General features: G+C 52.3%; 18 protein-coding genes and 1 riboswitch. Of the genes, 8 read left to right on the forward strand and 10 right to left on the reverse strand.

The features are described 5' to 3' along the window. Positions 1-45 precede the first annotated feature (45 nt). The 4 genes from AC3CB2_RS11755 (at position 46) to AC3CB2_RS11770 (ending at position 3,153) form a co-directional block, all read left to right on the forward strand. Positions 46-990, forward strand: a complete 945-nt coding sequence (locus tag AC3CB2_RS11755; RefSeq protein ID WP_352932056.1) for a hydrogen peroxide-inducible genes activator — start codon at positions 46-48, stop codon at positions 988-990. Beyond that, the gene (mtgA, locus tag AC3CB2_RS11760; protein ID WP_037037287.1) at positions 987-1,703 is read left to right on the forward strand and encodes a monofunctional biosynthetic peptidoglycan transglycosylase; all 717 of its coding nucleotides are present in this window, start codon (positions 987-989) and stop codon (positions 1,701-1,703) included. The genes AC3CB2_RS11755 and mtgA overlap by 4 nt, the downstream gene beginning before the upstream one ends. 140 nt (positions 1,704-1,843) lie before the next feature. Next, the gene (gene rpmF / locus AC3CB2_RS11765; protein ID WP_008550278.1) at positions 1,844-2,029 is read left to right on the forward strand and encodes a 50S ribosomal protein L32; all 186 of its coding nucleotides are present in this window, start codon (positions 1,844-1,846) and stop codon (positions 2,027-2,029) included. Positions 2,030-2,205: 176 nt separating this feature from the next. Beyond that, entirely contained in the window at positions 2,206-3,153 is a 948-nt protein-coding gene (locus AC3CB2_RS11770; protein WP_352932054.1) for a cobaltochelatase CobT-related protein, read from the forward strand. Between the two features lie 32 nt (positions 3,154-3,185). Here AC3CB2_RS11770 and AC3CB2_RS11775 read toward each other — a convergent pair whose 3' ends face one another. The 3 genes from AC3CB2_RS11775 to AC3CB2_RS11785 all read right to left on the reverse strand — a co-directional run bounded on the left by AC3CB2_RS11775 (position 3,186) and on the right by AC3CB2_RS11785 (position 7,303). Next, the gene (locus tag AC3CB2_RS11775) at positions 3,186-5,015 is read right to left on the reverse strand and encodes a carboxylesterase family protein (RefSeq protein WP_352932052.1); all 1,830 of its coding nucleotides are present in this window, start codon (positions 5,013-5,015) and stop codon (positions 3,186-3,188) included. Positions 5,016-5,220: 205 nt separating this feature from the next. Then, on the reverse strand, positions 5,221-5,949 hold the full coding sequence (phbB, locus tag AC3CB2_RS11780; RefSeq protein ID WP_008550593.1) for an acetoacetyl-CoA reductase: 729 nt from the start codon (positions 5,947-5,949) through the stop codon (positions 5,221-5,223). Between the two features lie 169 nt (positions 5,950-6,118). After that, positions 6,119-7,303 (reverse strand): acetyl-CoA C-acetyltransferase, encoded by a 1,185-nt coding sequence (locus AC3CB2_RS11785; RefSeq protein WP_008550599.1) that lies wholly within the window; start codon positions 7,301-7,303, stop codon positions 6,119-6,121. Between the two features lie 351 nt (positions 7,304-7,654). On the opposite strand from AC3CB2_RS11785, the gene phaR reads away from it, so the two are divergent. Beyond that, positions 7,655-8,272 carry a polyhydroxyalkanoate synthesis repressor PhaR gene (gene phaR / locus AC3CB2_RS11790; protein ID WP_352932049.1) on the forward strand — a complete coding sequence of 206 codons (618 nt, stop codon included), beginning with the start codon at positions 7,655-7,657 and terminating at the stop codon, positions 8,270-8,272. Between the two features lie 53 nt (positions 8,273-8,325). On the opposite strand, the gene AC3CB2_RS11795 is transcribed toward phaR, so the two are convergent. The 3 genes from AC3CB2_RS11795 to AC3CB2_RS11805 all read right to left on the reverse strand — a co-directional run bounded on the left by AC3CB2_RS11795 (position 8,326) and on the right by AC3CB2_RS11805 (position 10,280). Beyond that, positions 8,326-9,030, reverse strand: coding sequence for a methyltransferase family protein (locus AC3CB2_RS11795; RefSeq protein WP_208998058.1), 705 nt, complete (start codon positions 9,028-9,030; stop codon positions 8,326-8,328). Between the two features lie 120 nt (positions 9,031-9,150). After that, on the reverse strand, positions 9,151-9,765 hold the full coding sequence (locus tag AC3CB2_RS11800) for an HAD family hydrolase (RefSeq protein ID WP_352932047.1): 615 nt from the start codon (positions 9,763-9,765) through the stop codon (positions 9,151-9,153). Positions 9,766-9,848: 83 nt separating this feature from the next. Continuing rightward, positions 9,849-10,280 carry a GlcG/HbpS family heme-binding protein gene (locus AC3CB2_RS11805; RefSeq protein WP_352932045.1) on the reverse strand — a complete coding sequence of 144 codons (432 nt, stop codon included), beginning with the start codon at positions 10,278-10,280 and terminating at the stop codon, positions 9,849-9,851. 47 nt (positions 10,281-10,327) lie between these two features. Between AC3CB2_RS11805 and ggt the strand changes: the two genes are divergently transcribed. Then, entirely contained in the window at positions 10,328-11,995 is a 1,668-nt protein-coding gene (ggt, locus tag AC3CB2_RS11810; protein WP_352932043.1) for a gamma-glutamyltransferase, read from the forward strand. A 731-nt stretch (positions 11,996-12,726) separates the two neighbouring features. Here the strand turns inward: ggt and AC3CB2_RS11815 are convergent. The 4 genes from AC3CB2_RS11815 to AC3CB2_RS11830 all read right to left on the reverse strand — a co-directional run bounded on the left by AC3CB2_RS11815 (position 12,727) and on the right by AC3CB2_RS11830 (position 15,752). Beyond that, positions 12,727-13,437, reverse strand: coding sequence for a hypothetical protein (locus AC3CB2_RS11815; RefSeq protein ID WP_352932040.1), 711 nt, complete (start codon positions 13,435-13,437; stop codon positions 12,727-12,729). Between the two features lie 84 nt (positions 13,438-13,521). Next, a complete protein-coding gene (locus tag AC3CB2_RS11820) occupies positions 13,522-13,932 on the reverse strand; it encodes a hypothetical protein (protein ID WP_352932038.1) in 411 nt (136 codons plus the stop codon). A gap of 159 nt (positions 13,933-14,091) precedes the next feature. Next, positions 14,092-14,640 (reverse strand): YigZ family protein, encoded by a 549-nt coding sequence (locus AC3CB2_RS11825; protein ID WP_054784869.1) that lies wholly within the window; start codon positions 14,638-14,640, stop codon positions 14,092-14,094. Between the two features lie 5 nt (positions 14,641-14,645). Next, on the reverse strand, positions 14,646-15,752 hold the full coding sequence (locus AC3CB2_RS11830) for a 2'-deoxycytidine 5'-triphosphate deaminase (protein WP_352932036.1): 1,107 nt from the start codon (positions 15,750-15,752) through the stop codon (positions 14,646-14,648). 123 nt (positions 15,753-15,875) lie between these two features. Then, a riboswitch (SAM riboswitch) is annotated at positions 15,876-15,953 on the forward strand. 67 nt (positions 15,954-16,020) lie between these two features. Between AC3CB2_RS11830 and AC3CB2_RS11835 the strand changes: the two genes are divergently transcribed. Together AC3CB2_RS11835 and AC3CB2_RS11840 are read left to right on the forward strand one after the other, a co-directional pair. After that, positions 16,021-17,211 (forward strand): O-succinylhomoserine sulfhydrylase, encoded by a 1,191-nt coding sequence (locus tag AC3CB2_RS11835; protein ID WP_008550496.1) that lies wholly within the window; start codon positions 16,021-16,023, stop codon positions 17,209-17,211. A gap of 109 nt (positions 17,212-17,320) precedes the next feature. Next, positions 17,321-18,550 carry a hypothetical protein gene (locus AC3CB2_RS11840; protein ID WP_352932033.1) on the forward strand — a complete coding sequence of 410 codons (1,230 nt, stop codon included), beginning with the start codon at positions 17,321-17,323 and terminating at the stop codon, positions 18,548-18,550. The last annotated feature ends 1 nt before the right edge of the window (position 18,551 follow it).

The raw sequence follows: 18,551 nt of genomic DNA on the forward strand, positions 1-18,551 counted from the left end.
GAAATTCTAATCTACAGGCTTTGATCTGTGTCATCTGGTCGCACGATGTTACCCACATTAAAACAGCTTCAGTACTTCAAAACGCTGGCCAAACACCTGTCTTTTTCAAAGGCGGCGGAGGCTTGTTTCATCACGCAATCAACGCTTTCTGCGTCAATCAAGCAATTGGAAGGCATTCTTGGATGTGAGCTGCTGGACCGCTCCGGGCGAACGCTGGTGCTGACCGAGGCGGGCGAGAGCGTGCTGGAGAAGGCATCGCTGCTTTTGCGGGATGCGGAGGATCTCGTGCAGGGTGTGCAGGCGCAGAACAAGCCGTTGTGTGGTCGGTTTCGGCTTGGCGTGATCCCGTCGGTTGCTCCGTTCCTGTTGCCGCGGTTTTTGCCTCAGCTGCGAGAGCTCTATCCAGAGTTGCAGCTGTTCTTGCGTGAGGACATCTCCCGCAATCTGATGATTGCTTTGCGGGAAGGGCGTATTGATGCGGCCCTGATGGCGCTGCCCTATGACACTACGGGGTTTGAATCTGCGGAGATCGGAAGCGATGCTTTCTATCTGGCTGTGCCGGGTGCGCATCCACTGGCGGACCTGAGTGAAGTGCTGATGGAAGATCTTGCGAATGAGGTGTTGTTGCTGCTGGAAGATGGTCACTGTTTACGAAACCATGTGCTTGCCGCGGCGGGAGGGCGTATGTTGACCGCGAATGAGGATGTACAAGCCACATCTTTATCAACACTTGTGCAAATGGTGGATAACGGTATCGGCGTCACTTTGGTGCCACGTATTGCAGTAGATGCAGATATCGACCGCGGGACCTCTTTGAAGCTGATCAAGATTGCCGATCCCAAAGCGCGCCGGACGATTGGAATGGTCTGGAGGCGCAAATCTTCTTTTGAAGGAAATGCAAAATTACTTTGCAAGGCTCTGGAACGCTTTATGGTTGAAACTCAAAGAGACGTCTCGGTTCCTCAAGATGTATCGGAGAAGAGTGCTTGAAGAAAGCGCGATCAAAGGAGAAACCAGAGCCACTCAAGCGCAGAATAAAGCGTTGGGCGCTCCGTACCTTAGGAGTGCTGGTGGCTTTGCCAGTGGTGCTGACGCTGCTGTATACGGTGGTTCCTCCTTACTCCAGTCTCATGCTGCTTCGTACTGTGACTGGACAGCCCGTTTGGCGTGAATGGGTTCCTCTGGAAGAAATTTCCGTTAATTTACAACGATCTGTGGTTGTGTCAGAGGATGCTACCTTCTGTAAACACGGCGGTGTGGACTGGTCTGCGGTGCGTGGGCAGGTGGGCAAACTGTTTGAAGGCAAGCGCCCGCGCGGTGCCAGCACGATCACCATGCAGGTTGCGAAGAACCTGTTTCTCTGGAACGACCGGGATTATGTGCGCAAGGTGCTGGAGGTTCCGCTGGCCATGCTGCTCGACACGGTGTTGTCGAAGCGGCGGGTGCTGGAGATCTATCTGAACGTGGCTGAATGGGGCCCAGGGATTTTTGGAGCGGAGGCTGCATCGCGAACTTTCTTTGGGAAAAGTGCTGCAAAACTTTCTGCGACTCAGGCCTCTTTGCTGGCGACAGCGCTTCCGAATCCGATTGCCAGAAATCCCGCAAAACCTAGCTCTGGACATCGCAGGCTGGCCGGTATAAACCGTAGCCGAGCTCAGGTGGCCGGCGATGTACTTAGCTGTATTTCGGCGACGGAGAGGTAGTGCGAAATTATTTTCGTTTTATGACTGGCAAATCCTTCGGTTTGCCTGTATAACCCCCGCCATTCTGACAGATTGTGTATTTCGCACGTTGACGCCGCGCTTGAGTGGCGCGTGCGTATGTGACGAGAGAGAGAGCTACGATGGCTGTTCCTAAGAAAAAGGTTACGCGTATGAAGCGCGGCTTCCGCCGTTCTGCTGACGCTCTGGCACAACCAACATACGTGGAAGACAAGGATTCCGGCGAACTGCGTCGCCCGCACCATGTTGACCTGAAAACTGGTATGTACCGGGGTCGTCAGATCCTTCAGGCTAAAGACGACGTCTAAGACTGAAGCGATCATCGCGATTTAAAGATCAGGCCGTCCCTTGGGGCGGCTTTTTCTTTTTGCGGTAGGGATTAAGCTTGAACAGATGCGTCGAGAGAGTAGTCGCTTTAACTTGAATTCGTGAGAGATAAACACTTATAGATAGGCAATATTTCTTAATTTGGTAAATTTCGCGAATGTTGTCGTTTTTTAAAAAGGTTCTTGGGAAAAAGAACAATCTCTCTTCAGGGACTAATGAACGAACTACAAGCTATCGAGTTTTTTCGAAAGCTGCTGATCAAGTTATTGATGCAGTGAAACTTTTGAAGAAAATCAAAAGCCCGAATCCAAAAGTTGCAACAATTGATTTAGCTTGGGAGGCATATGAAGCATTTGAGAATGCGTATGCACCTCAGTTAACTCAGGTAACTGCAGAAGTAATTGGTGTTTCTGATAATCTTCTGAAGAAATACGGCGAAGATGGCTTCTCAAATATCTCTGTCAGTTTGCTTATTGATCATTCTGGATCAATGAAGGGTGAGAAAACGCATATTGCGGCCTGTATGATGCTGGCATTTTCTCAGCTTTCACTGAAACTCGGAATCCCATTTGAAGTTTTGGGTTTCACTACTCGTGAGTGGAAAGGGAAGCCGATACGAGAAGAATGGCTCCGTGCAGGGAAACCTCGATCACCAGGTAGAGTGTGTGCTTTGAGGCATATCGTTTATAGTAGTTTTGAAGATCAGAAAAAGCCCGATTTATCGGCGATGTTCTTGCCCTCTCTCTTTAAAGAGAATGTTGATGGAGAGGCAATTGAATGGGCTGCATCGAGATCGGCATGCTTAGGCAAGAAGCGCCAGTTGCTGTTGGTTGTTTCTGATGGGGCCCCAGTTGATGATGCGACTTTGTCGATTAATTCTCTCTCTTATCTTTATGAGCACCTGAAAGAAGTGATTTCAGAGATGCAGAAAGAGAATAAGATAGGTCTTTATGGAGTAGGAATACAGCACAGTTTGAAAGGGCTTTATCCTGAGTGCAGGCAGGTCGATAGAATGAGTGAGTTGAGCGATCAGTTTGTTCCCTTTCTTGATTATGTGTTCCAAGAAAACCTAAGGCTCTCCGATGAAGTGAAAACCGCCCAATAAAGGGGCGGTTTTGGGCTTTGTGCTCAATGTAGTCATTGAGTGGTTTCGTGAATGATCTGCATTGCGGCGTTGTAGTTGCGTACTTTGACAGGCCAGTCGTTTAGCCAGTTTGTGCAGTGCCTTGTTTCGAAGATATTCTCCGAAATTTTAGTGTTATCGTCGTTCAGCACATTCAGCAGTGGCGCATCTGTTGAGCCGCTGGTTTGGGCTTGCCATTTGTCCCAGCCGTGTTCGGGGCCTGTTGTGTCGTAGTTTTTGGCAAATGTGGCCCAGATGGTATTCATGCCCATGGCCAGCTTTTTGTTGGCATTTGAGGTTGTTGGAGGCAGGGAGTTGAAGACGAAGGGAAGCTCAGCTGCATGACAGGAGTTGTCCCATTGGTTCTGTGGGCCGCATGCATTGCTGCCTGTACCCGGCAAAATCTGTACCTGATCTGGTTGATTGAAGAAATAAGCCCAGATGTTCGTCTGGTCAGCATTTGGTTTGATGCTCATGTTCGCGCATGAGAAGGCGAAGTCATTTATCAGGTTTGACAAGGCCGTCACCTTGTCATTTGCCAGTCCTCTTCTTTGCTCATCTGTAAAAGCGGTTTGGGGGTTGTATTCGGGAGTTCCCAGAACAGTTGCTGTACACCCTTTGTCTTTTGTAGACGCGCACGTGAACAGGCCTTTGACCATGTGCTTGTAAAGGATCTTCTTGGTTTGAGGCTCAGCTGCCTGAGCAAAATAGATGCCTTCGTTTTGATTGAAGCCGAAAATAAGCGGCTTTTTACTGCCGTCTTTCAGCTGACTTGCTGGCTGCTGCGTTAAGAACTTCCCGTCAATGATTGGTGTGAAAGGGAGTGCACCCGGTAATCCCACTATGCCTGTATCCAAATGGATGGAGTTGTATGTGGCGTACAGTGATTGTGCGTCGCTGATTTCATCCAGAGTGTAGTTATTCAGGTCTACATTTTCGGTTGTGAGAACAGGGTTGCAGTCTTTGTTGACTTTTATTTTTGATTTTACAGCAGCCAGACAACCAACGAACATTTTTGCCTGTTTAGCGCCATCCTCATTGCTACGATAGCGATAGCCGATAGGGTTGCTTTCCATAATTACAGCATTGAAAAGGTCTTGGGTCTCTGTAGTGCCCCAAAGGTGAAGCCCGGCAGACATTGCTCCGGCACTTTCTCCAAAAAGGGTGACCTTGTTCGGATTTCCGCCAAATTTGTCGATATTCTCCTGCACCCACTTTAGTGCATTCATCTGATCTTGAAGGCCGTAGTTGCCGCCGTATGGAATATCGCCTTGCTCGGAAAAAGTTAGTTGCATAAATCCTAAAGCGCCTAGCCGGTAATTGAAGGTGACGAGGATAACATCGTGTTCAGCTGCGAAAGTAGCACCATTGTAGAGTAGAAACTCTTCTTTCGGTGGCGGGGAGCCTTTCTTTTTTGGCGGATATGTGTCGTTGCTCTTACCTGCGATGAAAGCGCCGCCGTGAATGAACACCATGACTGGGCGGTCTTTTTTGGCTTTGTCCTCTGTTTGAGGCGTCCAGATGTTCAGGAATAAGCAATCTTCGCTTTGATCAGGATCTTTGCTCGAGTCATATCCCATTTGAATACATGACTTGCCAAAGTCGGTTGCCGGTGTTTTGGGGGCATAACTTGGAACGATTATTGAGGGCTCCCAGCGCTTTTGTGTAGCGTACTGAATACCTTTGAAAACACTGTATTCTTTACCATTGGCAGACTGCGTCTCTCCGCAAATTGATCCGCCGTTCTCTAGTGGCACACAGTACTCAGCAGCTGCTGCATTTGGGGGTAGTGTGCTGCAGCCGAGGCCGATTAAGGCGGCGGCAGCGAAGTGTAGAGGTTTCATTGCTTTGTCTCGCTTGACGTTGATATGGACAAAGCAAGTATGAGGATGAGGGATGGAACATCCGGTTGAATCTGGCAGGGGAAGTTGGTGGGCTACAGTAGCACTCAGGAAACAATGAATTATCAATATTGATAATGTGCAGATAGCAGAAAGCCGCAGCTAAAGAACTGCGGCTTTAAAGCTCACATCACGACTACACGCTGTTTTAGCCGTTGGCGACGTATTGGGCGCCGTTGATGGTCATGACGGAGCCAGTGACGAAGGCTGCGGCGGAGGAGGCGAGGTAGCAGACCATGCCTGCGATCTCTTCTGCCTTGCCGAGACGTCCAACCGGGATCTGACCAATAATGCTTTCCAGAACCTTCTCAGGCACAGCTGCCACCATGTCAGTGTCGATGTAGCCCGGGCAGATGCAGTTCACTGTAATGCCCTTGCGCGCGGTTTCCTGCGCCAGGGCTTTGGTGAAGCCGATCACGCCTGCTTTTGCTGCGGAATAGTTGGTCTGGCCGATCTGACCTTTCTGTCCATTGATGGAAGAAATGTTGATGATGCGACCTGCGCCACGCTCGCGCATACCATCCAGAACCGGACGGCTCATGGTGAACATGGAGTCCAGATTGGTTTTCATCACAGCGGACCACTGGTCGTAATCCATTTTGTGGAACCAGCCATCACGGGTGATGCCCGCGTTGTTTACAAGAACCTCGACCGGGCCGAGTTCTTCTGTCACCTGAGCAATACCTGCTTCGCAGGCTTTAGGGTCCGCTACATCCCATTTGAAAACACTGATGCCGGTTTCTGCGCTGAATTTTTCAGCTGCTTCCGTGTTGCCTGCATAAGTTGCTGCAACTGTGTAACCTGCATCCTTCAACCCTTTGGAAATTGCTGCGCCGATGCCACGCGTTCCTCCGGTTACAATCGCTACCCTGCTCATCGATATACTCCCCGCCTTAGGAATAAAATATTGGAACCCACCTCTACAGGTAATAATAATGACGGAGCAAAGACAACTCCGTCATTAGTTAGGGAATTGACTTGAACTTTACGCAGGGACCATAAAGCTCAATTATTCCAATTGGGTGACAATACTACCTATGTTGAGGTTATTTTCTCTCAACACACAGTGCGATACCCATACCGCCACCAATGCAAAGAGTTGCAAGGCCCTTTTTCTTCTCTTCACGCTTCATTTCGTGCAGCAGAGTAACAAGTACACGTGCGCCGGATGCTCCGATAGGATGACCCAGAGCGATTGCGCCGCCGTTGACGTTGAGCTTGTCTGAGTCGATTCCCAACTCCTGACCAACTGCCAGTGCCTGTGCAGCGAATGCTTCGTTTGCTTCCACCAGATCCAGATCTTCAATGGACCAGCCAGCTTTTTCGAGGGCTTTCTTGGAAGCTGGGATTGGGCCGAGACCCATGTATGCAGGATCAACACCAGCGGTTGCCCAGGACTTGATGGTTGCCAGCGGGGTAAGGCCACGCTTTTCAGCTGCTTCTGCGCTCATCAGAACCAAAGCTGCTGCACCATCGTTGATGCCGGATGCGTTTGCTGCTGTTACGGTGCCTTCCTTTTTGAATGCCGGACGCAGTTTCTGCATGGATTCAATGTTGGCGCCTACACGGATGTATTCATCATCTTCTACCACACGCTCAGCTCTGCGCTCTTTCACGGTGATTGGAGTGATTTCGTCTTTGAACTTGCCAGCCTTCAGCGCAGCTTCTGCTTTGTTCTGAGAGGAAACAGCGAATTCGTCCTGTGCTTCACGGGTGATTTGGTACTTTTCTGCGATGTTTTCTGCAGTGATACCCATGTGATAACCTTGGAACGCGTCGATCAGGCCGTCTTTGAGCATGGTGTCGGTCATGGAGTAGTCGCCCATTTTCACGCCCGCCCGCAGGCTCTGGCAGTGTGGGGATAGGGTCATGTTTTCCTGACCGCCTGCAACGATGATGTCTGCATCACCGGACTGGATCTGCTGCATGCCCATGGCAACTGCGCGCAGGCCTGAGCCACAAACTTGGTTGATGACGATTGCGGTCGAATCATCTGCCATGCCAGCGTTGAGTGCTGCCTGACGTGCCGGGTTTTGACCGAGACCAGACGTGAGCACATGGCCGAAGATGACTTCGTTGACGTCGTTTGCTTCCACTTTTGCCTGATCAAGCGCTGACTTGATAACTGCGGTGCCAAGATCCTGAGCAGGGGTGTTGGCGAAGGAACCGTTGAAGGACCCGATTGGGGTACGTGTTGCGCTTACAATTACAACATCATTAGGCGAGGTCATGAGCAATTCTCCAATATTTGTGCAATGCGGGACTTCTTGTTCTCACGCAAATCACCAGGGCGGGCAGCCATGCTGGTGCATTGCAGCATAAGACGTCCTTCGAACTCGTAGAATACCTAATGGGCAGACTATTCAATTTGTAGGGGGTAAAGCCAGATGAATTCGATAAATCCAATTAAGACCATAGTTCACCTATGAAACTGCTGGCGTGAAAGGTGGGATATGGCTTACTCTGCGGCTTACTAGTTAATCCCGTATGTAAAAAATATGGGATAAGGGGGGAGCTGGTTGGAGCAAATTGGGATAGTGTTCCTGATCAGCCGTAATAGCGCATTGAGGTACTCAAATCTGATGGCTAAGACAAGCGAAGCCACTATCATCAAGAAGTACGCCAACAGGCGGCTCTATAATACTGGAACCAGCACTTACGTGACTCTTGAGGATCTGGCGGTGATGGTGAAGGATGAAGAGGACTTCGTCGTCATCGACGCCAAGTCGGGGGATGATATCACTCGTTCCGTGCTGACGCAGATTATCTTTGAGCAGGAAAGCAAGGGCCAGAACCTGCTGCCGATCACTTTCTTGCGGCAGCTGATCCGCTTTTATGGCGACAGCATGCAGAACCTGGTGCCGAGTTATCTGGAATTTTCCATGTCTTCGCTCACCCGTGAGCAGGAGAAGCTGCGTTCGCAGATGAGCCAGAACTTTGGTACTTCTGCGTTTGAAGTGCTGGAAGATCAGGTCAAACGCAATGCGGATATGTTTGATCGTGCGATGAAGATGTTTCTGCCGTTTGACGGGACGGCGGGTGCAGATGGTGCAGCACAGCAGAAGGCTCCTGAACCAGAGCCAGCGCCAAAACCGGCTGAACCTCAGCCAAGTAGTGGCGATATCTCTGATCTGAAAGAGCAGCTGGCGGAAATGCAGAAGCAGATTGCAGCTCTTGCAGAGGCCAAAAAAGACGCCTGATCTGCTGATATCATTGCAAGATTACAGAAGCCGGAGGATCCCCTTCGGCTTTTTTAGTAGATCCATGGGAACAGGCGACAGCGGACATTTTCTGAGTAGGTGGTGTAGCCGTCGACGTTTTCGGCGAGGGCTTTCTCTTCATGTCTCATCAAGGGTAGGAAACCGAGGATGACCAGTGGGATGGCCAGCAGGGCGAAGAGCTTTGAGCCCAGTATCATGGAGAGCCCTGCGATGCAGAACATGATGCCAAGATACATGGGGTGGCGGACCAGTGCGTAAGGGCCACAGCTGTCAAAGCATTGCTGTTTGTTGATTTCGATATGCGGCGTGGGCTGTGCGAACGGGCTTTTGCTGAAGGTCCAGACGATTAGGGCGACACCGCAGAGGAAGAGAAACAGGCCTCTCAGGATTGGCTTCACGTCTCCCGTTTGCGGCAGGATCTGCCAGACGTGGGCATCTAAGGCTGCCAGGAAGAAGTAGATGAAGACGGCGCCGAAGAGAATGCCAGTGGCGCGTTTGTCTGCTCTGAGCTTCTTGGTGGGCAGTGTGGTGCGTTCTTTGAACAGCCACGGATTGATGCGGGCGAGCCAAAGGCCGACACCGACCTGAGCGAAGTAGACCAGCGCCACAATCATCCAGCCACGTGGCCAAGCCAGAGTTGAGCCTGCGAAGGCGATGGATGGGATGATCGCCAGTGCTACGAATATGGCCAGAACCGCTGAGCTTATGATCAAACGCAGGTACAGATTTCTCTCCAATTTGGTTTGCGTGTGTCGCAACAGTTGCAAGCTTAAGGAGAGAAATCGTCTTTGAGGCGAACTGATTGCTCGGCTGCTGAATACCCGGTTAGTGGGATATTTCGAATTTGCAGAACAAGCCTAGTTGATCAGGCCCAGAGTGCGAATGTAGCTGGCGAAAGCTGGTTCTGTGGTGAACTGATAGGCTGTGAGGCCAGCTTCGCGGGCGCCTTCCACGTTGTCGAGGCGGTCATCCACGAAGAGGCTTTCTTCCGGTTGGAACCCATATTTCTCGCAGACTGTGAGATAGATGTTCGGATCTGGCTTGCGGGTGCCGAATTCTGCTGAGGCGTGGCCGCGGTCGCCGAAGATTGGTTCCAGTGCGGGGGCGACTTCGTAGAGCGCGTCTTTCAGCATCATGCCGTTGTTGGTCAGCAGGGCGACTTCGTGATTTTGCTTGATGGCCTCGACGTGAGAGAGCATATCCGGCCACTCAGTCATCATATCGCGGCGGATTTTGACCCACGTTTCACGTGAAATAGGATGGCCCAGAAGCTTTTGATACTGCGAGAGATATTCTTCTGGAGTGTCAGGTGTGCCTGCCTCGGCTGCGTTTTCTTCCGGTCCTTTGAAGACGATGGCGTCAATTTCTTCCGCTGGTTTGCCGGTCATCTTCGAAAGGACTCCGAGACGGTAAGGGTGATCGTAATCGTAAAGGACATTGTCCATATCAAAAATAACAAAGCGAATGGGCATGGGAACCAACCTGAAAAGAAGTGAACCTAAGAGCGTGGGCAGTTGCCGGGGCAATATAATCCAGCAACTGCGGTAATGTTGTGTCAGCCTGCGTCGGCGGTGAAGCCTGCCGCTTCAACGCCTGCAATGGCTGATGCTTCGTCATTCTCGGAGGTGTCACCGGTGATGCCGACTGCGCCGAGGATGTCGCCTTCAGCATTGCGCACCAGCACGCCGCCCGGAACAGGCACAATGCCGCCGCCTGCTACACCGTTGAGGGCTTGAACAAAGTGAGGGCGGCTCTGGGCGTTTTCGTTAAGCCAACGGGACCCTGCACCAACAGCAACTGCGCCGTAGGCTTTGCCCATTGCGATTTGTGGACGCAAAATGGATGAACCATCCTGACGTTCGAGAGCAACCAGATGGCCGCCAGCATCCAGTACAGCGACGGTGAGAGGTTTGAGGCCAAGCTCACTTCCTTTTGTCTGCGCTGCGGAGATGATTGTGCGGGCATGCTCAAGATTGAATTGCGTCATAAGTATTTCCTGATAGTTTTTGCTGAATCACCCTGTTTTAGCAGAGGATGATGATGCGGGGTATTCTTCGTTGGAGGAGCGGAAGTACTCTGCCAAAATACAAAGAGGGATTTTTCGTGTTTAGAGATTTTCATGCTCCAGGTCGCTCTGCTGTTTATGCTCCGCATGCAATGGCAGCGACATCCCATCCATTGGCTACCAATGCAGCGCTCGAAATTTTAAGGGAGGGCGGTACCGCGGCTGATGCGGCGGTTGCTGCGATGGCGGTTTATGCTGTGGCTGAGCCGCATATGACGGGGATTGGCGGTGATTGCTTTGCTATTGTCGCGCAGCCAGATGGAATGCTGTCGGGCATGAACTCTTCTGGCCGTGCGCCTAAAAACGTGAGTGCAGACAAACTGATAGCGGATGGTCTGCTAGATATTGAGCCGCATTCTGTCCATGCCATTACCGTTCCTGGCGCTCTGCGTGGCTGGGAGAAGATGCTCAAGGATCACGGGAAGTTCTCCTTTGAGCAGGTGCTTCAGCGCGCCATTGGTTATGCGCGTGACGGATATGCTGTCAGTCCGCGTGCGGCCTTTGACTGGAAAGAGGCGGTTGATTTTCTCAAACGCGATGAAGGTGCGACGGAGCTATTCCTGAAGGACGGTCGTGCACCTGTCGCCGGTGAAGTGATGCGTAACCCGCAGCTGGCAGAAACACTGGAAGCTGTTGCCAAAGGGGGTGCCGATGCGTTCTATCATGGACCGATTGCTGAAGAGATTGCAGCAGTTGTGCAGTCCAAGGGCGGATACCTGACCGCTGAAGACCTTGCTGCGCATGAAGCTGTTGACCTGACGCCTGTGACCACGGACTACCGTGGTGTGACGGTCGCTGAGTTGCCGCCGAACGGGCAGGGTATCATCGCGCTTGTTATGCTGGAGTTGATGAAGCGGTTTGACTGGGCTGATCTGGACCCTATGGGGCCAGAGCGCTTCCACCTTCAGATGGAGATCGCCAAGCTTGCTTACTCAGGCCGGGATCGATTTCTGGCTGATCCGGAGTTCATGGAGTATGATCCGCAGGCCTTCCTTGATAGCGATTACATTGATGGTTTGGCAAAACTCATCCGCACGGATGCTGTCTTGCCGCGTCAGCCTGAGGAAGTGCTCTCACCAAAGTCCGATACGGTTTATCTGAGTGTGGTTGATGAGAATGGTCTGGCCGTTTCCTTCATCAACTCCATCTATCATGGGTTTGGTTCTGGCATTGCTGCGCCAAAGTCTGGTGTTCTGCTTCAGAACCGCGGGGCATGCTTCACGTTGGAAGCGGATCATCCCAACCAGATTGCTGGTGGCAAGCGGCCAATGCACACCATCATTCCGGCCATGGCGCTGAAAGATGGACTGCCTTACATGAGCTTTGGCGTGATGGGGGGCGGTTATCAGCCATGCGGTCATGCGCACGTGCTTTCCAACCATCTGGACTACGGCATGAACATGCAGGAAGCGATTGATTGTCCGCGTATGTTTATCGACGAGAAGTCCCTGTCATTGCAGGCGGAAACCAGTGTCCCGACGGAAACTGTCGAAGCCCTGAAAGCACTGGGTCATGAGGTGGCTATCGTAGCCTCTCCAATCGGCGGCGGTCAGGCCATCATGTTCGACCGGGCCAACGGCGGCGGTCTGATTGGTGGCTCCGATCCCCGCAAAGACGGCTGCGCGCTGGGCTATTAAGTGCTGGTGTTTGATTGGGTTAGGCAGTAATGGCGCACCATGGTGTCATCCCGGGCGAAGCATAGCGTAGACCCGGGACCCATACCCCCGGTGTCGGAGATTGGCTGAGCGCCTTAGTTTAATAGCAAGGCTAGGGGGTATGGGTCCCGGCTCGATGGCCGGGATGACACCAGTGGGTTAGGCGGCTTGCCAAAAAACTTATCCCCCTCACTTGAAACCATGCCCATACTAAACCCATGCCTACGTAACGGGCTGCTGGCGGAGCGACCGTCAGTGTGTCGTAGGCTGGGCGGGGCTATCGGAAGAGTTAACGCAGCTTTCGGTGGTCCGGTGAACCGAACTTCAAACGTGGCCGCATGGTTTGAGGGGAAGGGCCCAGGAATATAGGGTATCACGCGGTGATGGGGACACGAGCACCGGCAAGGAGACTTGCTTTTGCAAATGTGTCTGTCAGAGACAGAGGAACTGTTTGGGCAGGGAAACCTGACTGGATAAGCCACTGTCTTTTCGGGAAACCGGCTATCGTGCCTTATAGGCAAAAGAGGCGACGTTGTTCATCCCAAGAAAGCCCGGGCAAGGCGAGTAGCCAATGCCGAAGAAACTAACTTAACAAACAGCGCAGGTATTGCCTGCCGCCTTGCTCTCCCCGATTAACTCGGGAACTCCAGCTTCACCACTGCATGGAATGCCATGCGGTGCTGTTGGTGTTTGTGAAGAGATGTCAGCCGGATTTAGAGTAGCTTAGATAAGTCGATTGCGATGTAATATTCAAAGAAGTTGAGGGTCACAGTACTTGAAACTCCAAAGTACTCGATGTTCTTTAGGACTGAAAAATATAAGGAAATTACTCCGGCAAGCAGACAGCAGATAGTAAGAAGCTTTTTAAGGGGATCTGCTTTTAAGTAGGACACTACGAGCCCAGCAGTAGATGGCAAAACTACGAGTATTCCAAAGGCAACAAAGAATGCGCCTGCTGCAGACATGCTTTTCGTCATTGTAGTCGTATATTCAGCTGCATTGCTCGCTATGCTCGATGCAATAACAGCCAGTATAGGATTAAAGGTCGCAAATAATATTGGTACAGCTACCTGGGCTACTTGACCAAACTTTGATGAGCTGTTCTGAGGAATTTTGAAGAGAAAAAGAATGCAAATGAGAATGAATGCGAGCGTTAGTGTGAGATTTGCTAGATAAGAAAACTTGAAATAGAGCGCTGGTATCCAGAACATGCCTTGATACCCACCCGACGCAATACTCATCAATGCGAGTATTGTAATCTGAACTCCTGCGATGCCGAGTAGTTGCTTGGGAGAGATTGCTTCATTGATTACAAGAGGAGTGGCAATCAATGAAACTAGGGCAAGATGCCATACGTGGAGTGTGAGTATTCCATGAGCTGCAAGGTAGCCGTTAAAAGCAAAAATGTAGAATAGCTCAGCCATATGAGTTTGCAGTTATCTATAATGTAATCGCTGAAATCTGTCTCAGATATAGAGAGGTTTCAATCTGTTTTAGAAACAGCTTTCTCACGCGTTGTATTCGATGATGCGGCCTTCGCCGATGAGGCGGGGGGCTTTTTCGGTGGCGATGTAGCTGGTGGCGCCTTCCTGGGGTTCTACGCGGCGGCGTTCGCGCAGGTGGGCGGCGTTTTCCTTGATACCGATGAGGTGGGCGAGGAAAGCGGAGTTGCAGCGGAAGACGTTGATGCGCTTTGGCAGATCGTAGAACTGTGCGTCGTTATCGTGGGGCGTGTGTGTGCTGGTAACATCTTCGGCGGTTTGCAGCTCTTTGCCTGCTTTGCCGTAGGTGTTTCGTCTTGAGACGCTTTCTGCCCGCTGCTCGGTGATTTTGGCGTGACGGCGGGAACCGATGTCGCGATAGCGACGATCAGCGTCTGTTCCAGTGTTAATCGCTTTTCCAGTGCGGGTGACACGCATGACTTCACTCCCCCCGACTGTCTCAAAATGAGACGAATGCCGTTTCCTGACATTCACATCGCAAGGCGCGTGCCAACGCTTAAGTTTTTATTAGGATTTTAATTATCTGGCTGCAGATAAATAGATGAGGAGAGGTGAAAGCTTCATAAAAATAGTGGGTTAGAGCTGATCGACCTGGTCTTCAGGCCCGCTCACCAGAAGGGTTACACCATCTTCTGTGAAGGTGCGTTCGAGGATTTCCAGCTGTAGCAGAATGACCTGGCGTTCCAGTTCGGCACTGCTGGCGAAGCTTGCGGAGACTGAACGGGTTTTGGTGCGCAGCCATGGCACAAGTTCAGCTTCCTGAATGGCGAGGTTTGAGGCACCGGAGTAGGCCCGTGCCAGACCACCAGTCCCCAGCTTGGTGCCGCCGAAGTAACGCACGATGATGACGCCCACATCGACAAGATCTGCGCCGATGAGAGTTTTCAGCGTCGGCATGCCGGAGGTGCCGGCAGGTTCGCCATCGTCTTTACCGCCTTCATCAATGCGGCCTTCGGGGAGCATGCGGCGGAAAGCGGTGACGTGGTGATTGGCTTTTTTGTGCTCATCCCGTAGCTGCGCGAGGCGCTCAGCAAAGTCAGCATGCGGAAGCAGAAAGGCGAGGAAGCGAGACTTCTTCTCCTCCAGCTCTGCATAAAACTCGCGCTCTACGGTGAAGAGAGGCATGGATCTTACGCCTCTTCTGCCTGTGTCGCTCTGAAGTGCTTGGAGAGCTTGAGAGCCTGACCCTGATAGTTGGAGCCGATGCCTTCGCCGTAGAGGGTTTCCGGCACTTCCTGCATGTGTTCATAGACGAGACGACCAACGGTCTGGCCATGTTCGACGATGAACGGCACGTCATGAGAGCGGACTTCCAGAACGGCGCGGGAGCCGGTGCCGCCTACGGTGGAGTGACCGAAGCCGGGATCGAAGAAGCCAGCGTAGTGGACGCGGAATTCACCAACGAGTGGGTCAAACGGCACCATCTCTGCAGCGTAGTTTGGCGGGACGTGAACAGCTTCCTGCGAGACGAGGATGTAGAACTCGTTTGGATCGAGGATCAGGGTTGCGTCACCGCGATTGTAGATTGGCTCCCAGAAGTCTGCCGGGTCCTGTGCGTCCTTGCGGTCCACATCAATCACGCCAGTGTGGCGTTTGGCGCGATAGCCGATGAGGCTGTCTTTGCCGTTGCCTTTCAGGTCGATGGAGACCTGAACGCCGTTGCTGATGGCGTGCTCATCATTGCCGCCGGAGACAAGGGTGTGCTCCTTGTGGATGTGCAGCAGGTGTTCATCTGGAATGAAGCCACCGCCATTGCGGAAGCGGATCTGGCACAAACGGGAGCCTTCGCGGACCAGAACCGGGAAGGTTTTTGGCGAAATCTCTGCGTAGAGCGGGCCGTTATAGCCCGCCTCAACGCGGTCGAAGGCTTTGCCCTGATCGGTGATGACACGGGTGAAAACGTCGATGCGGCCTGTGGAGCTCTTCGGGTTTGCTGTGGCGGACAGGTCGTCCGGCAGGTTGAGTGCTTCCTGAAGCTGGACGATGTAAACACAGTTGGTTTCCAGCACGGCGCTTTTGCTGAGGTCGATTTCGTGCAGGATCAGCTTGTCCAGCTTCTCTTCAACCCTGGCATCTGGGCCAGGTAGGAAGGAGGCACGAACACGCCATGCTTTTGCGCCCAGGCGCAGGTCAAGGCTGGCTGGCTGAATCTGGTCCTCGTCAGGCGCTCTGTCTGCTTTAATTGCATTGTTGGCAAACATAGCTTCAATCGCTTTTGCCGGAAGAATGCCTGTCATTGTTGGTCCCGCCCCACTCGTACTCAAATCGTTCTGACACTGATTAACGTAAGTTTGATCCTACGCCAAGTCTGCAACCAGAGCTGATTGATTGACCCTATGGAATTTTCGCGGTAAAACCGCTGCCTATTCCGTGGTGATTTGGTCGACCGGCTTGCAACCACGTAAAACAAGTAGCTAAAGGGTCGGGTTCTTGTATAGACCTCGGCCCGCGCCGGGGTTTTTTAATGAAGGGGTAGAGCAATATCTCTTCGGGCAGGAATGAGCGATGACAGACGCAAAGAACTGGAAGCCAGCAACTCGGCTTGTTCATGGAGGCACAACGCGCTCCAGCTTTGGTGAAACATCCGAAGCTATCTTCCTTACACAAGGGTATGTTTACGACAGCTCAGAAGCGGCAGAAGCTCGCTTTCTTGGCGAAAATCCGGGCTATATTTATTCCCGGTATGCAAACCCGACTGTTGGGATGTTCGAGCAGCGAATGTGCGAGCTGGAAGGTGCTGAGGCTGCACGTGGCACTGCTTCCGGTATGGCGGCTGTTAATTCTGCGATCATGGCCTGCGTGAAAGCGGGCGATCACGTGATTGCACCAAAGGCGCTGTTTGGCTCCTGCCGCTACATCATCGAAAAGCTGCTGCCACGCTACGGTGTAGAATCCACGCTGATTGATGGCACCGACATTGAGCAATGGAAAGCTGCGGTTCGTCCGAACACGACAGCGGCGTTTCTTGAGAGTCCAACCAATCCGACGCTTGAAGTGATCGATATTCCAGCTGTGGCGGATATTATTCACGAAGCGGGTGGACGGCTTATCGTAGATAACGTGTTTGCGACTGCCATCTGGCAGAGCCCGCTGGAGTTGGGTGCGGATGTGGTGATCTATTCTGCGACCAAGCACATTGACGGTCAGGGCCGATGTTTGGGCGGTATCGTGCTTTCCGATGAGAAGTGGATCGTGGAAGAATTCCATGACCCGTTCAAGCATACCGGTCCTGCAATGAGCCCGTTCAATGCATGGGTTCTGCTGAAAGGTCTGGAGACGCTGTCTCTGCGTGTGGAGCGTCAGACTGCGACTGCAGGTAAACTGGCGGAGTTCCTTGCGGATCATTCCGCGGTGTCTCGTCTGATTTATCCGGGCCGTGCGGATCACCCGCAGGCGGATATTGTGGCGAAGCAGATGCGTGGTGGTTCTACTATGCTGGCGTTTGATCTGGCAGGCGGTAAGGAGGCTGCGTTCAAGTTCTCCAATGCGCTGGACATTGTCAGCCTTTCCAACAACCTGGGTGATGCGAAGAGCCTGATTACCCATCCGGCGACCACAACGCACCAGAGTGTTGCAGAAGATGCGCGTCTGGAGCTGGGCATCACAGACAAGACACTTCGTCTTTCTGTTGGCCTGGAAGATCCGGATGATCTGCTGGAAGATGTTGCTCGTGCGCTGGAAAGCTTAAAGGGCTAACAGACCGCTTAAGAGCAAATTTTGCTTCTGAACTTAGAAAGGGTGCCTGAACTGGTGCCCTTTTTTGCTTTTGGTGTTTGGGTGCTGCGCCTCTGCCTGCGAGAGAACCATGCTCAACTCCGTTGTCGTGTTTGTTGCCATGCTGCTTGGAATGCTGGTGCTGTTCTCGCACCGTGTCCGGGTCTCGGAAAAATGGCAGGCAACCGTCACGCCACTAGCTTCGATCATCGGCAGCGGGTTTCTTGTGTCGGTTCCGATTATCGCCAAGGAGATTGGACACTGGGCGATTATCGGCATCAGTGGGCTCATTCTGGCGGCGTACTGCGTGGGAGCAGTGATCCGGTTCAACATTCTGCACACCGAGCAGATTGTGGAGCAGCAGCAACAGGAAGGGCGTATTCGACTGACCACGTCGCTGGAGAAGCTTTCGCAGCTGACACTGGCGTTCGCCTATTTCATCTCGATTGCCTATTACCTCGTGCTGCTCGGAAACTTCTTGCTCAAGGGCTTTGGGTATGAACATCGGGAGATAGCCAACTGGATCGGGACTGTACTGACGGTCTTCATCGGGCTGGTGGGCTTCTCCGGTGGTTTGCATCTGGTGGAGCGGGTAGAGAAGTATGCGGTTTCTCTGAACCTGACGGTGATCTTCGGTCTGCTGGTGGGGCTGCTGTTTTACAACGGTGAGCTTGCTTTCAGTGGGCAATGGGAAGTGAGGGATGGTCTGAAGGCTGTTGGACTGGAGAAGGTTCAGATCATGCTGGGGCTGCTGATTGTGGTGCAGGGGTTTGAGACCTCGAAGTTCATCGGTGATGAGTACTCACCCAAGATGCGTGCTGAAACGATGAGGAATGCGCAGCTGTACTCCGCCGTGATTTACCTCTGTTTCTTCGCGTTGCTGACAGTTCTGTTTCCGCTGCTGAAGAATGATGAGAGCGTATCGGGGATTATCACGCTGGTGGGGCATGTGGCGATTGTGTTGCCGTTGCTGCTGACACTGGGAGCGGTTGCCAGCCAGTTTGGGGCTTCTGTTGCGGATTCCATTGGCTCAGCTGGATTGCTGGAGGATGTAACCAACAGGCGGGTGAAGATAAGGCATGCCTATCCGTTTATCACCTTCGTATCTGTTACCCTCATCTGGAGTACTGATATCCTGCATATCATCACTCTGTCTTCCAGAGCCTTTGCGTTGTTCTATATGCTTCAGTGCTGTGTAGCTCTGACAGCGCTTTGGCAACTGAAAGAGATGCGAAACCGGGTAGGGATGTTCTGGTTTACGGGCGCAACTGGTTTGCTGTGCGCTCTGGTGGTGCTCTTCGGTATTCCGTCAGGGGCTTGAG

The organism is Pseudovibrio sp. SCP20 (assembly GCF_057774105.1).